This window comes from Methanomassiliicoccaceae archaeon (assembly GCA_034928305.1).
Taxonomy (GTDB): Archaea; Thermoplasmatota; Thermoplasmata; order Methanomassiliicoccales; family Methanomethylophilaceae; genus VadinCA11.
The window spans coordinates 564,204-577,373 of record JAYFOZ010000002.1 but is presented as its reverse complement, the minus strand read 5'-3'; the positions used below and the strand labels follow the sequence as shown (position 1 = coordinate 577,373).

At 53.0% G+C, this 13,170-nt stretch carries 16 protein-coding genes; 7 read left to right on the top strand and 9 right to left on the bottom strand.

The window, feature by feature from the left end:
* The first annotated feature begins 38 nt into the window (after window positions 1-38).
* Together VB016_04795 and VB016_04790 are read left to right on the top strand one after the other, a co-directional pair.
* Entirely contained in the window at window positions 39-482 is a 444-nt protein-coding gene (locus VB016_04795; protein ID MEA4977848.1) for a nucleoside 2-deoxyribosyltransferase, read from the top strand.
* 26 nt (window positions 483-508) lie between these two features.
* Entirely contained in the window at window positions 509-760 is a 252-nt protein-coding gene (locus VB016_04790) for a DUF2188 domain-containing protein (protein MEA4977847.1), read from the top strand.
* A gap of 45 nt (window positions 761-805) precedes the next feature.
* On the opposite strand, the gene VB016_04785 is transcribed toward VB016_04790, so the two are convergent.
* Window positions 806-1,909 (bottom strand): hypothetical protein, encoded by a 1,104-nt coding sequence (locus tag VB016_04785; protein ID MEA4977846.1) that lies wholly within the window; start codon window positions 1,907-1,909, stop codon window positions 806-808.
* A gap of 90 nt (window positions 1,910-1,999) precedes the next feature.
* On the opposite strand from VB016_04785, the gene VB016_04780 reads away from it, so the two are divergent.
* The 3 genes from VB016_04780 to VB016_04770 are packed head-to-tail and all read left to right on the top strand — an operon-like array spanning window position 2,000 to window position 5,340.
* Window positions 2,000-3,154: a hydroxymethylglutaryl-CoA reductase gene (locus VB016_04780; protein ID MEA4977845.1), complete on the top strand. Its 1,155-nt coding sequence runs from the start codon at window positions 2,000-2,002 to the stop codon at window positions 3,152-3,154.
* A gap of 41 nt (window positions 3,155-3,195) precedes the next feature.
* Window positions 3,196-4,860, top strand: a complete 1,665-nt coding sequence (gene pheT / locus VB016_04775) for a phenylalanine--tRNA ligase subunit beta (GenBank protein ID MEA4977844.1) — start codon at window positions 3,196-3,198, stop codon at window positions 4,858-4,860.
* 9 nt (window positions 4,861-4,869) lie between these two features.
* Complete coding sequence (locus tag VB016_04770; GenBank protein ID MEA4977843.1) at window positions 4,870-5,340, top strand: peroxiredoxin; 471 nt, start codon at window positions 4,870-4,872, stop codon at window positions 5,338-5,340.
* Here VB016_04770 and VB016_04765 read toward each other — a convergent pair whose 3' ends face one another.
* The 7 genes from VB016_04765 to VB016_04735 form a co-directional block, all read right to left on the bottom strand.
* Window positions 5,341-6,048, bottom strand: a complete 708-nt coding sequence (locus tag VB016_04765) for a hypothetical protein (GenBank protein MEA4977842.1) — start codon at window positions 6,046-6,048, stop codon at window positions 5,341-5,343.
* A complete protein-coding gene (locus VB016_04760; protein ID MEA4977841.1) occupies window positions 6,048-6,620 on the bottom strand; it encodes a hypothetical protein in 573 nt (190 codons plus the stop codon). The genes VB016_04765 and VB016_04760 overlap by 1 nt, the downstream gene beginning before the upstream one ends.
* Window positions 6,621-6,650: 30 nt before the next feature.
* Window positions 6,651-7,607: an inosine/xanthosine triphosphatase gene (gene yjjX, locus VB016_04755; GenBank protein MEA4977840.1), complete on the bottom strand. Its 957-nt coding sequence runs from the start codon at window positions 7,605-7,607 to the stop codon at window positions 6,651-6,653.
* Between the two features lie 2 nt (window positions 7,608-7,609).
* Window positions 7,610-7,807: a DUF2116 family Zn-ribbon domain-containing protein gene (locus tag VB016_04750; GenBank protein MEA4977839.1), complete on the bottom strand. Its 198-nt coding sequence runs from the start codon at window positions 7,805-7,807 to the stop codon at window positions 7,610-7,612.
* A gap of 31 nt (window positions 7,808-7,838) precedes the next feature.
* Window positions 7,839-8,429, bottom strand: coding sequence for a tRNA (pseudouridine(54)-N(1))-methyltransferase TrmY (gene trmY / locus VB016_04745; GenBank protein MEA4977838.1), 591 nt, complete (start codon window positions 8,427-8,429; stop codon window positions 7,839-7,841).
* Between the two features lie 4 nt (window positions 8,430-8,433).
* On the bottom strand, window positions 8,434-9,777 hold the full coding sequence (locus VB016_04740; GenBank protein ID MEA4977837.1) for a signal recognition particle protein Srp54: 1,344 nt from the start codon (window positions 9,775-9,777) through the stop codon (window positions 8,434-8,436).
* Between the two features lie 215 nt (window positions 9,778-9,992).
* Window positions 9,993-11,024 (bottom strand): phosphoserine phosphatase, encoded by a 1,032-nt coding sequence (locus VB016_04735; protein MEA4977836.1) that lies wholly within the window; start codon window positions 11,022-11,024, stop codon window positions 9,993-9,995.
* A 183-nt stretch (window positions 11,025-11,207) separates the two neighbouring features.
* Here VB016_04735 and purB point away from each other — a divergent pair, with 183 nt between their 5' ends.
* The gene (gene purB, locus VB016_04730; protein ID MEA4977835.1) at window positions 11,208-12,581 is read left to right on the top strand and encodes an adenylosuccinate lyase; all 1,374 of its coding nucleotides are present in this window, start codon (window positions 11,208-11,210) and stop codon (window positions 12,579-12,581) included.
* Between the two features lie 2 nt (window positions 12,582-12,583).
* Window positions 12,584-12,754 carry a hypothetical protein gene (locus VB016_04725; protein ID MEA4977834.1) on the top strand — a complete coding sequence of 57 codons (171 nt, stop codon included), beginning with the start codon at window positions 12,584-12,586 and terminating at the stop codon, window positions 12,752-12,754.
* On the opposite strand, the gene VB016_04720 is transcribed toward VB016_04725, so the two are convergent.
* A complete protein-coding gene (locus VB016_04720; GenBank protein ID MEA4977833.1) occupies window positions 12,755-13,162 on the bottom strand; it encodes a pyridoxamine 5'-phosphate oxidase family protein in 408 nt (135 codons plus the stop codon).
* Window positions 13,163-13,170 lie beyond the last annotated feature (8 nt).

The following is a 13,170-nucleotide window of genomic DNA, read 5'->3' as shown; positions in this document are numbered from 1 at the left end:
TAGCAACGTTTTTCATATTCCCGGAAGATATGCCCGGGATGGCAACGAAGATATATCTGGCAGGCCCGCTTTTCTGCAAAGCGGAACTCGATTTCAACATAAAGCTTGCTGAACAACTGAGAAACTACGGCTTCGACGTCCTTCTACCTCAGGAGCTGAAAATCAACGTCAGAAAAATAATGGAATCTTATGGAGATGATGCGTACCGCTGGGTCTTTGAATCGGACCTCGCCGCCATCAGGAGTTGCGATATCCTTGTAATGATCATGGACGGGAGGGTTCCCGACGAGGGTGCATGCGTGGAGCTCGGAATCGCCTTTGAGTCGGGCATCGAATGTTTCGGCATCAAGACCGATGTGCGGACCTCGGAGTACGGCACTGACAATTTTATGATAACCGGAGCTCTCAGAGGCAGGATCGCCAGGGACGCGGAAGGCCTCCGCGACCTGATCGATTCTGCCATTGGCACATCTAACGATTAAATACGGTCAAGTCGATTAACACTCCGATGACGGCAACTAACGCGGAAAAACCCGATTCGGACGAGAAGGTTACCAAGTCGAACTCGAAGACCTATAGGATAACTCACGACAAAGACGAGAACAAATGGAGAGTGAAGGCCGACGGAGCAAAACGCGCCATCGGTTTCTATAACACAAAGGTCGAAGCCGAACAGAAGGTCAAAGAGCTGAAGGCCAACAACAAGGAAGCTAAGGTATCGATTCACAAAATGGACGGAAAGTTCCAGAAACTCAAGTGATCTACTTCCTAGGCCTGCGTGGCGAGGTCTATATCAGAGGTCTCGTTAAAGGTCCGTTTCGCTGCGCCTGTTCAATTTCTTTTCCTTCTCTTCGTTGAAACTGTCTATTAGCCCCTTCTTAAACTGAGTATAGAAATTGTTCACATATACGAAAGAATAGATTATCGATGTAACACCCACCAGCAGTATGTAGCTGCCATAGGTTATCAGAACCTTCGAAAAGTCCATATTCAGATATGCCAGCAATGTTATTAACATCATGAAGACCGTTATAGCCAAGATGCTCATGCTGAGACGCCCCTTCATCCCTTTCCACAGATAAAGGTCCCTTGGGGCCTGCGACTTTGCTTTCGCCCCTACCGCCCTGATAATGTGCCAGGGTATTATGAGGGCCGCTATGAACAGAGACAGGAGCATGGAGACCATTATCATTTCCTCTATCGGCATCTCGTTAACGAAATATGGGTTCAGGAAGATGTAAGAGCAGATGATGAACCCCATGTAGAATATGTCGAAAGCGACCTCCTTGAACACTTCCGTGTTGAATTTGCCGTCGTCATATTCAGGATCCAGGACGACGTCCTCCACATCTATAATGTCGGGCACATCAAAGAGCCAGGTAGCTATCTTTTTTGATTTGTTTTTAGGGTCTCTGCTTATAAGCCCCAGCATCAGCTTGGAAAAATATCTCCTGAAATAGGCCGAGATGACAGAAGATACCGAAATGGCGACGAATATTATGGTCGTCTCTATCACATAGAACCCGGCAAGCATCGTTTCTACCGTGACATCTCCGTCGCCCATGAAGAAATAGAAGCGGCTGATGAAAAGGTTGGGCGCGAAACCCTTCCCATATATGTAGAACAATGCAACGGAAAGGACTACCGGGGCCAATATCAATAACGATAACACATAGCGGTACTTTATCATCGGGCGGTCCATGTAGAACGCGCATACGATGCCTAAAACAACAAACCCGACGACAAAACCTACACATAGCCAGTATAGGATATCGAAAGGAGTTTCGGCCGAGAACTCGATGGATAGTATTCCCACAAGCAGAAGACAGCTTAAAATTACGAGCGGAAAATAACCTATAATGAGGGCGTCGAGCTTTTCATGCCTCGTCCTAACGTTATCGGATTCCAACTCAGACGCACCCTCTCCCCGATGTATCGTCCACCTAGTATCAAATTCTTTCGCAAATATATTATTAATAGCAATCGATAGGGTTGTATCATGGCCGACCCCAAGGGATTGAAAAACAGGGGCTATTCTCACAGCGATGTGGACGAGCGCCGTGCCGCAGCGGAGGAATTCAGCGGCACATCAATGGAGAGCATATCGAAATACTGCTTCAGCTCGGAAGCAGCCTCCAAAAATGTAGAAAACATGATCGGGTCTACACAGATCCCGCTGGGATTCGCAGGACCGGTCACTATAAACGGAGACTATGCCGCGGGCAGATTCCTTGTTCCGTTGGCCACAACAGAGGGAGCGCTGATCGCGTCGATATCCCGCGGAATGTCGGTAACAGAGGACAGCGGCGGCATAAGGGCCAAGGTTTTCTGGGACGCTATGACCCGAGCCCCGATCTTCAGAGTAAGGAATCTGGCACATTCCGCAGAGGTCATGGATTGGATAACAAACAACATGAGCCTGATAAACGAAGCTGTCGGTAAAACCACTTCCCATGGAAAACTGATCGACATAGAAATGCTTCCCAACGGGAGAAGCCTCTATCTCCGTTTCGTTTATGCTACCGGCGATGCGATGGGCATGAACATGGCCACGATCGCCACGGAGGCGGCAAGCAGGCTCATCGAAGAGAAAACCGGAGCAACGATGATCTCCGTCTCCGGCAACATGTGCAGCGACAAGAAGGCCGCAGCCATCAATATAGTGAAGGGGCGCGGAAAAACCGTAGTCGCCGAAGCTCTCATTCCCGGAGAAATCGTCGACAGGAGGCTCCATACGACCGTCGGTTCGATAGTGGAGGTAAACTACCGCAAGAATCTAATGGGAAGCGCTTTGGCTGTTACGATGGGCGCTAACGCGCACGCCGCCAACATGGCCGCGGCGCTTTACATAGCCACTGGACAGGACCCCGCACAGGTGGTGGGTGCAAGCATGTCGTTCACTTCGTGCGAGGACGTCGACGGGGACCTGTACATATCGGTCAGGATGCCCGTCGTCGAGGTCGGGACGGTAGGGGGAGGGACCTCACTTCCATGCCAGAAAGAGGCGCTTTCTATGATCGGATGTTCCGGTGCCGGCAAGGCAAGGAAACTGTCTGAAATAGTGGCCTCCACAGTCCTTGCGGGAGAACTGTCGAACCTGGCCGCACAGGCCGCCGGACAGCTAGGTTCCGCCCACAGCGCCCTCGGACGCTGATCCTGAAAGTCCTTTTATAGGGAATTATCCATGATGCGGATATGCCAGTTATCAACTTCAGCTACAGCGACCTTTGTTCGCTGATAGGTGAGGAAGTACCACAGTCATTGCTCGTCGAGAAAATACCGTTGCTGGGCGCCGATATGCACGACACCGAGACAGGCGCCGACGACATGTCCGTCGAATTCTTCCCGAACAGACCTGACCTTTACTGTGTCGAGGGGCTAGCCAGGGCGCTAAGGTCCTTCCTCGACATACAGCCCTGTATGCATGAGTATTACGTCGAAGACACCGATATCGATGTCACGATCGATCAGAACGTCAGATCTCTGCGCCCGTATTTCCTTTGCGGAGCGGTTTTCGACGTAGAGGTAGACGACCGCCTGCTGAAGTCCATGATGGAACTTCAAGAGAAACTTCACCTTACCATCGGACGCAAGAGAAGCAAGCTGGCGATCGGAATCCACGACCTCGACAAGGTCGCACCTCCGTTCACTTATTCCCTCGAGGACCCGAAAAAGATCAGGTTCGTTCCGCTCGCTAAAACCGAAAAGATGGACCTGCATGAAATATTGGAAAAGCACGAGAAGGGACGCGAATATGCCGATCTTCTGAGTGGCGCCGAGAAATATCCGATAATCAGGGATTCTGAGGGCAAAGTTTTGTCGTTCCCACCGATAATAAACGGAGCTTTGACCACAGTTACGACAGAAACCCGTAACCTGTTCATAGATGTCACCGGTACCGACCGCAAGGCCGTGAAAGGAGCTTTGGACATCGTATGCACCGCTTTGGCGGAGAGAGGAGGAAGAATCGGCGCGGTACATATGCAGGACGGCGCAGATAGTTTTGTTTCGCCCGACCTCGCACCATCGGACCGTATCGTTTCGTCCAAAGAATGCGATAAATTCCTAGGAACGGCCCTTGGGCAGACGGGAATGGTCGCGGCGCTGCGCAGAATGGGGCTCGACGCCGCCCCCGTGGAAGAGAATGGCGACGGGGTTTTCGTATCCATTCCGTCCACAAGATTGGACATAATGCACGATGTGGACATCTATGAAGACGTGGCCGCAGGTTATGGCTTTGAGAAGTTCGGAGGACCGTACAAGTTAGACCAGACAGTCGCTTCGCGCCTTACAGACACTGTTTTCTCCGACAACATCCGGAACATCATGATAGGTCTGGGGTACACCGAGGTCACCACTTTGACATTGAGCAACGAGACGGACGAGTTCTGCATTTCGGGAATTCCTGAAGTTAAGACCGTTCAGATCAAGAATCCGATAACCGAGGACCATACATGCCTCAGAGCCAATCTTTTCCCGAGCCTGATGAGGATCCTCAGACACAATCGCCACAGGGACCTTCCCCAGAAAATATTCGAAGCAGGTTACGTCGTAAGGGAATGCGCGAACAGACTCCATCTATGCGCCGTCATGGCCGCTTCCAAGACGTCTTTCACCGAAGCGAAGTCCCTGACAGAGGGCATTCTGAGGGAGATCGGATGCAGCTACCTGATAGAAAACTGCGGGTACGATACGTTCGTTCCGGGAAGAGGAGCGTCCGTAGTCGTTGGCGGCGAGTCGGTCGGCATCTTCGGAGAAGTATCTCCGAAGGTCATCACGGATTTCGAGATCAACCACCCGGTGATCATGATAGAATTAGATCTTGGCCCTTTCATATCGAAGGGCTCCAGCATGTTCTGAGGTTATACCATGGAAATAGGAGACAGATTTCCGGATTTCTTGCTTGCCGATGAAAACGGTGAAATATTCGATAGCAAAGCGCTCGCAGGCGTACGCCATGTGATTTATTTTTATCCGAAGGACAACACTTCCGGATGCACTCGCGAAGCTGTTGACTTTTCGGGACTTATCGTAAACTTCATGCTGCGCAACATCGCCGTGATAGGGATCAGCAGGGACTCCCCTGCAACGCACAGGAAATTTATCGACAAAAACGGACTGAAAATAAAACTCCTCAGCGACCCCGACCATGCCCTTACCGAAGCCGCCGGAGCCTGGGGCAAAAAAGTCATGTACGGCAAAGAGGTCGAGGGAGTCATCCGCTCCACATTCATTGTGGGGAGGGACGGGAAGGTCGAAGCCGCCTGGAAAAAGGTGAAGGTCGACGGACATGCACAGGAAGTCCTAGACCGCGCGATCTCGCTTACCAAGAGCCCATGATTACAATATCTGTTTGATTTTGTTCCCGCGGTACTGCCAATAGAATGCGGTGCCGCCGCGCCCCTCATCGACATCGGGTGATGGGAAAACGTCTTCCTTTACTGTTGCCACTTGGGGAAATGATACACACTCGTAACGTATCTTTTTACCATTGGAAACACGGAACATGCTAAGCTTTCTCCCCTCGAGTGCCAGATCGCTGCAGTCCGTCACGATGCCCGTTCCCATTGAGGCTGCCGTCCTCGGAGCCAGCTCCGTACCTCTCGCAGTAGATCCTATGAGCACGACGGCAGGAATGATGCGTTCGCATATCTTTGCAATCGATTCCGCATAGGCTTCCGGATGAAATGTCGAAAGACGGACGTCCCTGACATGATAAAGCGTGTCCACTCCGTAGGAGAATACTCTTTTGTAGATTTCTTTCCGCTCCGGCCCACCGAACATGACTCCGAACAGACGCCCCCCTCCCATTTCAGAAGCTTTATTCAGCAACTGCAAAGAAACGGGTTCGATTACCTGCTCGCCTTCCTTGTCCGATACCTCTATGAACACAAGCGTACCGTCAGCCGTCGATTGGTTTGTATTGTAATGTTCCAGCATCCCCGGAGGAAGCTTCTTTTCCCCTCCGCATGAGCCGGTGCTGCATGAGTCGCCGGAACTGTAGGAGGGGCATGAACCGCTCGACGCACATCCGTCGCATCCTCCCATCAGCACACCTCTCTGGCAAATACACGGGAACCACGGAAGCCGACAGACATCTTCGCCAGTTCCAGGCCTTCCCTGTCAATGTTTTCGATCTTGGATGCGCTGGCACTTTTATCTTCATATGAAAACTGCGTGTTTTCTTTAAGAGAGATGACCGATCCTCGAGGCACGCGGCATTTCCTCCTCTCGTCCCCGTAGTCCTGGGTGACAATGATGCCTTCCGCGTCACTTGCGATTTCGGTAACATAGCAGAACTGCTGCACCCCGATCAAATGTGCCAGCATCGGTAATGCGGAACTGTAGCGACTGAATATCATCAATTCCATCTCGGGACTGTATTTTTGGACGAAGGCCGCATATATCCTGGCCAATGCCCATGTATCGGAGCCTTTGAAATCCTCGTCCATGAGCCGGTATGTCCTCGAAGCGCCCGCAGATATGCAGGTATTGAGCGTATCATCGAGTTTTTCTGCCCCTATGGCAACCGCGATGAGTGTGTCATCATTCTTCATGACCGCCTGCAAGGCACCCAAAGCCGAAGCGGGATCGCCTGTCACGGATAGAACATACTCCATGGGCCATATACGGTCGCCAGGATATTTATATCAATAACCGAGGTCCGAAGAAATGCGCGGGACCATCGCTGCGATCACCGACTGCTCGGTCAGAGTTTTACGGTCCAGCAGACCGTTGCTGAGCATTCCGATGGCGCCCTGCCTTTTGCCGACCCCTTTGTTACCATAAAGCTCGGCGATCGCTTCGGCAACGGTAAAACCGTTGCGGACCAGATCGGCTATGTCGTCTGGGTATGTGAATCCGGGCCCCATGCCTACAGTGAGCGTGCCATTCCTGTCGAGCACGGCGCAGTATTGGATGTCGAACAGACCCTCCTCCCTCTCGAAGACCCCTGCTTCGATGCCGAATGCCATAGTGTGGTCTCCCAGCGCATTGCGGGCCCTGTTGATGGCCCCTTTCCTGACGTCGGACTCGAACGGCTGTTCCGGAACGCCGCTGTCGACATCTGCGGCAGTTATCCTGACACTGCCGTATATCTTCTCGAGCACGCTCCTTACGGCCTCTATCTTTACGGGATTCAGCGATCCGACTGCAATATCCGGCACATTGCTGACCCCGTTTTTACCATATCTTCCTTCTAAAATAGCACTGGAAGATATCTTAGCCCCGTCGTCCGCCATGACCAGCTGCACTACCGAGAACTCCAGTGGCCGCACCCCGCGGGATCTGCGATCATCGTTGATCTTCTTGCCATTGGAAAGAGTCTCCTCGGTCAGAACAAGCACATCAACCAGGTCCATCATTTCCTTCGGGCCGTAGATATCGTCGATGATAAAGATCTCCCACGGCTTGGAAGTTCCAGCAAGGAACGCCCTGAGCGCAGATATCCTGAGTTCCAGCGGAAGAATAATCTTTCTGCCCTTGGCGGCCATTTCGTCCGACGTTATACCGACTGCGACCGCGTCTCCGATCTCGAAGGCTCGCCTGAGCAGAGCGCGGTGCCCGTCATGCAGAATATCGAATGTTCCGGCAACCGCAGAGCGCATGATCAGATCCCGCTGATGATTATCGCGATAGTGGCGACCATGATGACGGCCAGCACAGCGACGTATATCTTCAGTTTCTTCTTGACGTCTTTGCCGGAGGTATCCCTGCATTCGTTGCCGCAGTAGTTCCCTACACCGACGAACGCCTTTCCACAATTGATGCAGTGCCTGTGCTGCGGTATCCTCTCGCCTTCGGCCATGATGTGTCATCCAGGTTCAGATAATAAAGGTTCACTCTGCTCGATCCATCTCGTTCTGGACGACGACCACGCACTGGTTGGCATGGAGGCTGCGGGGCCCCAGGCATATCTTTGCCGGCGAACGCTCCAGAAGGAACGATTCTTCTTCTTCGGTCAGGTCCTTGTCGTCCCCTAGCACGAATATCGGGTTTTCAGGGAATGTGAAATCGCGGACGTCGGTGCCGTCCTCCTTGAGATAGACGAGCTCGCCCTTCTCCGAAAGGAACGATATAACGTCTTCGAACGACATCCTGGATATGTACACGCCGGGAGAAGACCTTTTCTCTCCCTCCTGCGGGACCTTCTTAAGCAGCGCGTTCCGGATTAGGGACGCCGTGCTCCTCTCGTCCGGGTTGAGATACCTTATCTCCTCCCCTGAGAAACGCACGGTCTTCGGTGCGTCGCCCCCTCCCTCGAGGATCAGGTAAACCTCTGTGTCCTTTCTTATATCGTGACTGAGAAAAAACGCCGACGTGACGCATCTGACAAGGACATCCAGTCTTCCGGCGCCCCCGCATATGTCGTCAAGCTTGAAATCGGGAGTGCTGTATGCTCGATGCCCCGTAACGACGAAATAACGCATACGATCACTGCCCCATGTCGGCATCCATGTCGCCGAACTGCTTCATCAGCTTTTTACGCATCTTGCGGTCCTTTCCGATGGTTCCCATCATCTTTCTGCTCTGATTGTACTGTTTCAGAAGCAGACGGACGTCTCTGGGCTCGACCCCGGCACCGGCCGCTATCCTGTCTATGCGCTTTCCCTTGATGATTGCGGGCTGCTCTTTCTCCTGAAGGGTCATGGAGTCCATGATCACCCTGAACTGAGCGAGTCGTTTCTGCGACTCTTCGTAATCGATCTTATCTTCCATGTTGCTCATGCCCGGCAGCATCGACATGACCTTCTGCAAAGGCCCCATCTTAGTCACGGCGGCCATCTGCTGATACATGTCGACAAGTGTGAACTTTCCGGACAGCATGTTCTTGCTGGCCTGTTCCACCGACTCGTCACCGCCGAACTCGTCCTTCGCGATCTGGACCAGATAAGACAGGTCCCCCATCCCCAGAAGCCTGGAGATGAATCTGTTCGCGTCGAACGGTTCCAGGTCGCGTATGTGCTCCCCCGTACCGATAAATACTATCCTGGCGTCGGTTTTGGACACGGCCGAAAGCGCGCCGCCTCCCTTGGCCGTTCCGTCCATCTTGGTCAGTATGACCCCGGTCACTCCGACGGCCGCATGGAACGCCTCTGCCTGTGGGCCTGCCTGCTGTCCTACCTGTGAATCCAGAACAAGGACCCTCTCGTCGGGCTTCGCGGCCGCATCGATGTCCTTCAGTTCCTGTATGAGGTCGTCCTCGAGCGCGTGGCGCCCCGATGTATCCACGATGACGATCTTCTTGTCCTTGAAGGCGACCATCCCGTTCTTGACGATTTTAGCAGCGTTCTTCTCGCCGGGCTCCCCGTATACTTCGGCACCTACCTTTTGGCCGAGCTGGCTCAGCTGGTCCAAGGCTGCCGGACGGTAGACGTCGGCACCTATCAGGCCGACCGTGAAACCTTTTTTGATGAAATAATTGGCTAGTTTGCCGCAGGTGGTCGTCTTACCCTGTCCGTACAGGCCGACCATCATTATCTTCTGCGGTTTGAGATGCAGCCCCTCGCCGTTGTCGAGCAAAGAGACCAGTTCGTCGTAGATTATGCTGATGACATGCTCTTTAGGGCTCTTCCCCGCCGGCGGCTTCTCGTTCAGCGCGCGTTCCTGAACTTTGGCGGTCAGTTGCAGCACGAGCTGCACATTGACGTCTGCCTGCAGGAGCGCACGCTGTAGGTCTTTGGAAATCTCCTTTATCAGTTCGTCATCTACAGAAGACGCGATGCTTATCTTGCCGAGGACGTTCCTCAGCGACTTACCTAGACCTTCCAGAACCATGGGAACGAGTCCTAAATGGGCTTAGATATATTATAGATTTCCAGAGAATTAAAATTAAAAGTGCGGGAAGAGGCCAGCCGGTCAGAAGGGATGGGATGCACTCTACAGAACTGACCTGATCCCCGTATAGCTTGATTGGTTCCGGTGCTATATAAATATTTGTAAAATACGATAAGTGGTTTTTATTGCCTGCGGATGTCCGCAGGCAGATGTTTTCAGAGGTAGCCGGATCTCTGGAGGGCCATGAGGTCCTCCGTGCTGAGCTTGTCCCCGTTCTTGAACCGCTCGAAGATTTCCTTGGCCTCTTTCTTATTATCGGCTTCGACTTTCTTCTTACGGGCATTGGACTTGCGGTTCCTGATGCCGGATGCTTCCCTGTCGGTGTCCTGTATGGACCTTACGAGCTCGATGTGCATCCTGTGCTCTTCGTCGCCGAGGCGCTTATACTCTACCAGCTTCGCCTGGGCTGCGTCGGCCTCCTTCCTGAGCCTGTCAGCCTGATCGTACAGTGCGATCATCTTCTCATGGGCGGACTGTGCGAGGTCGGCGTTCTTTGACATTTCGGTGTGGAAGCCCTCGGCGGTCGCCTTGGCCTCCCTGAACATGGTCTGTATCTCCCTGTACTCTGCGTTGTGCTCGGTAGAGGATTCCATCTCGGACTCGCGTTCGTCTATCTGTTTAGCCAACTGCGAAATGAGTTTGACGAGCTTGTCATCGGCCGCTTTTGTGAGCACGCCGGTCTGCTGTTCGAGTTCCATCCTTCTGAGGTTTCTCTTCATCTCTTCGAGCGATGGCCCGGATTTTTCCTTGTCTTCAGGTTTCTCTGGCCTCAGTTCTGTCAGTTTTCCTTTGAATTCAGATACTTTAACGTTCCACTCGTCCCTCTGAGCTTTGGCTTCCCTGACCAGCGTGTTGAACTGATCGCGTTCGTCCCTGCACTTTCCCGCGTCGGTGACCAGTTCCCTGACCTGAGAGTTGAGAGCGTCCCTCTTGGACTTCCACTCTTTGGTCATGGCGTGATATTCGTCCCTGAGCTTCCTGTGCTTGTCGGCATCGTTGTTCACAATGCTGCGTTTCTCCTCGAGGGTCTCGAGCCTTTCCGCAGACTCCTTCTCATCCTCTTCCGTAGTCTGCACTTCCGTCTCTTCGGTCACGACGTCCTCTAAAACATCGTCCTCGACCTTTTCGACTTCTTCTTGCTGAACTTCTTCAGAATTCTGCTGAACTTCCACATCAACCTCTTTCATAAATCCACACTCGTGTTCGACCGACCATGAGTAAAAGCATGGTCCACTTACGTTTTGCGCTATGAAACAATTCACTTATAAGATTTTCTCTTAATTTCATCTTATAAGCGCCCTTGTTCGCACGAAACCCGCGTCAGGAACACGTACTTAATCAGTTATAAATAATGAGATTCACTCACACACATGATTCACATGAAGGAACTATGCCCTCTGGACTACAGATACGGCCGCGAGAATATGAAGTCCATATTCTACGAGGACAGCCGTCTTCGGTACCAGATGGATGTGGAGTCGGCTCTCGCAAGGGCTCACGCATCCCTCGGCACGATAACCAAAGAGGATGCTGACGAGATCACCAGGATTGCCAACCTCGATTTTGTAAAACCGGAAAGGGTCAAGGAGATCGAGAAAGAGACCAGGCACGACGTGATGGCGATGATCAGGGCCATGACGGAACAGTGCTCCGGCAACGCCGGCAAGTACGTACATCTGGGAGCCACGTCCAACGATATCGTCGACACGGCAACCGCACTTCAGATCAAGGCCGCCCTGGACATCGTCGACGAAGACGTCGATTCCCTCATCTATACATTCGCAAAGCTCGCCAAGAGGGAGAGGGACACGCTCGAGATAGGGAGGACCCACGCGCAGTTCGCGATCCCCATCACTTTCGGGTTCAAGATCTCCGGATATATCGCAGAGATGCTGAGGCACCGGGACAGGCTGAGGGAGATAAGGCCCCGCGCCTGCGCCGGAAAGATGGCTGGCGCCGTCGGGACCGGTGCGGCCCTGGGAAAGAACTTCTTCAAGGTTCAGGAGGCCGTTATGAAGGACCTCGGCCTGGAATACGAACCTGCCGCAACACAGGTCGTCGGCCGCGACAGATATACCGAGCTGATCTGCCTGATGGCGAACATCGCCACTTCGCTCGAACGGTACTGCACAGAGGTCAGGAACCTCCAGAGGTCGGAGATAGGCGAAGCGTCCGAGGCCTTTGACGAGAGCAAGCAGGTCGGAAGCTCCACCATGGCGCATAAGCGCAACCCGATCAACTCGGAGAACGTCTGCGGACTTGCGAGGGTTCTGCGTGGTTTCGTTACGCCGACCTTCGAATGCCAGGTCCTCTGGCACGAGAGGGACCTGTCGAACTCCTCTGCGGAGAGGTTCACGATACCGCACGTGTTCGCACTGATGGACGAGATGTTGAAGAAAACCGACTACATATTCGACGGACTTACCGTCCATTCAGACATAATGCTCCGCAACATAGAGTCTTCCAAGGGACTTGTGATGGCTGAGCCTGTGATGATGAAACTCACCGAGAAGGGTATCGGCAGGCAGGATGCCCACGAGATCGTCCGCAAGGCGTCGATGGTAGCCGTAGACCACGACCGCCAGCTCCGCGACGTGCTCCTCGAGACTGAAGAACTGAAAGGCGTGTTGACCGCCAGAGAGATCAAAGAGGTCATGGACCCGGCAGGATATACCGGAGGTTCCGGAGAGATCACCGACCGCATGGTCGCCGCCGCCGAGAAGGCCCTGGGCAAGAGGGTGTGACCATGGTGACCCGCAGCTCCAGACTGAAACAGGCCACTATATTCGGCCTTATAGTCGGGTCCGTGGTTTTCTCGATATTCTATTATCTGGACCCGTCCCTCAAGTATCTTCTGTTCATACCGTTCGGCGGCCTGATAGGATTGGCCACTTTGTATGTTGACAAGGGAGAATGATCAGAGCTTCTTCCCGGCGTGGTCCCCCGGTGTGACGTAGAAGACGTCTTCCACAGTCAGCTTAAGCAGGGTTTTGGCCGGATAGGTCTCCTTCCTCTCATGTGCCAGCGCTACGGCTTTCTCATAATCGATGCCGGAATCCTCTATCTTCACAGAGCACTTGACCTGATAGCTTTCTTTTACTCCGTCGTGCCATATGTAGAACGAGGCCACGGGGTTCTCGCGAACGTTCTTCAGGGTCTTGCCCATATAGTTGTCGATGACCCATATATTTCCGTCCGGTCCCTCGAAAAGGAAACCTACGGGAACGACGTTCGGGACACCGTCTTTGGAAGCGGTCGCCAGGGCATAGATCCTCTGCCCTTCCATTGCACTCTGAACTTCTTTGCTGAGGCCTGTTATAGTCATGACCGGAC

Excerpts from the sequence above, each read along its gene's own strand:
- VB016_04795 (MEA4977848.1), top strand. The coding sequence starts at position 39 with ATGGCAACGAAGATATATCTGGCAGGCCCGCTTTTCTGCAAAGCGGAA.
- VB016_04790 (MEA4977847.1), top strand. The coding sequence starts at position 509 with ATGACGGCAACTAACGCGGAAAAACCCGATTCGGACGAGAAGGTTACC.
- VB016_04780 (MEA4977845.1), top strand. The coding sequence starts at position 2,000 with ATGGCCGACCCCAAGGGATTGAAAAACAGGGGCTATTCTCACAGCGAT.
- pheT (MEA4977844.1), top strand. The coding sequence starts at position 3,196 with ATGCCAGTTATCAACTTCAGCTACAGCGACCTTTGTTCGCTGATAGGT.
- VB016_04770 (MEA4977843.1), top strand. The coding sequence starts at position 4,870 with ATGGAAATAGGAGACAGATTTCCGGATTTCTTGCTTGCCGATGAAAAC.
- VB016_04765 (MEA4977842.1), bottom strand. The coding sequence starts at position 6,048 with ATGGGAGGATGCGACGGATGTGCGTCGAGCGGTTCATGCCCCTCCTAC.
- VB016_04760 (MEA4977841.1), bottom strand. The coding sequence starts at position 6,620 with ATGGAGTATGTTCTATCCGTGACAGGCGATCCCGCTTCGGCTTTGGGT.
- yjjX (MEA4977840.1), bottom strand. The coding sequence starts at position 7,607 with ATGCGCTCTGCGGTTGCCGGAACATTCGATATTCTGCATGACGGGCAC.
- VB016_04750 (MEA4977839.1), bottom strand. The coding sequence starts at position 7,807 with ATGGCCGAAGGCGAGAGGATACCGCAGCACAGGCACTGCATCAATTGT.
- trmY (MEA4977838.1), bottom strand. The coding sequence starts at position 8,429 with ATGCGTTATTTCGTCGTTACGGGGCATCGAGCATACAGCACTCCCGAT.
- VB016_04740 (MEA4977837.1), bottom strand. The coding sequence starts at position 9,777 with ATGGTTCTGGAAGGTCTAGGTAAGTCGCTGAGGAACGTCCTCGGCAAG.
- VB016_04735 (MEA4977836.1), bottom strand. The coding sequence starts at position 11,024 with ATGAAAGAGGTTGATGTGGAAGTTCAGCAGAATTCTGAAGAAGTTCAG.
- purB (MEA4977835.1), top strand. The coding sequence starts at position 11,208 with ATGATTCACATGAAGGAACTATGCCCTCTGGACTACAGATACGGCCGC.
- VB016_04725 (MEA4977834.1), top strand. The coding sequence starts at position 12,584 with ATGGTGACCCGCAGCTCCAGACTGAAACAGGCCACTATATTCGGCCTT.
- VB016_04720 (MEA4977833.1), bottom strand. The coding sequence starts at position 13,162 with ATGACTATAACAGGCCTCAGCAAAGAAGTTCAGAGTGCAATGGAAGGG.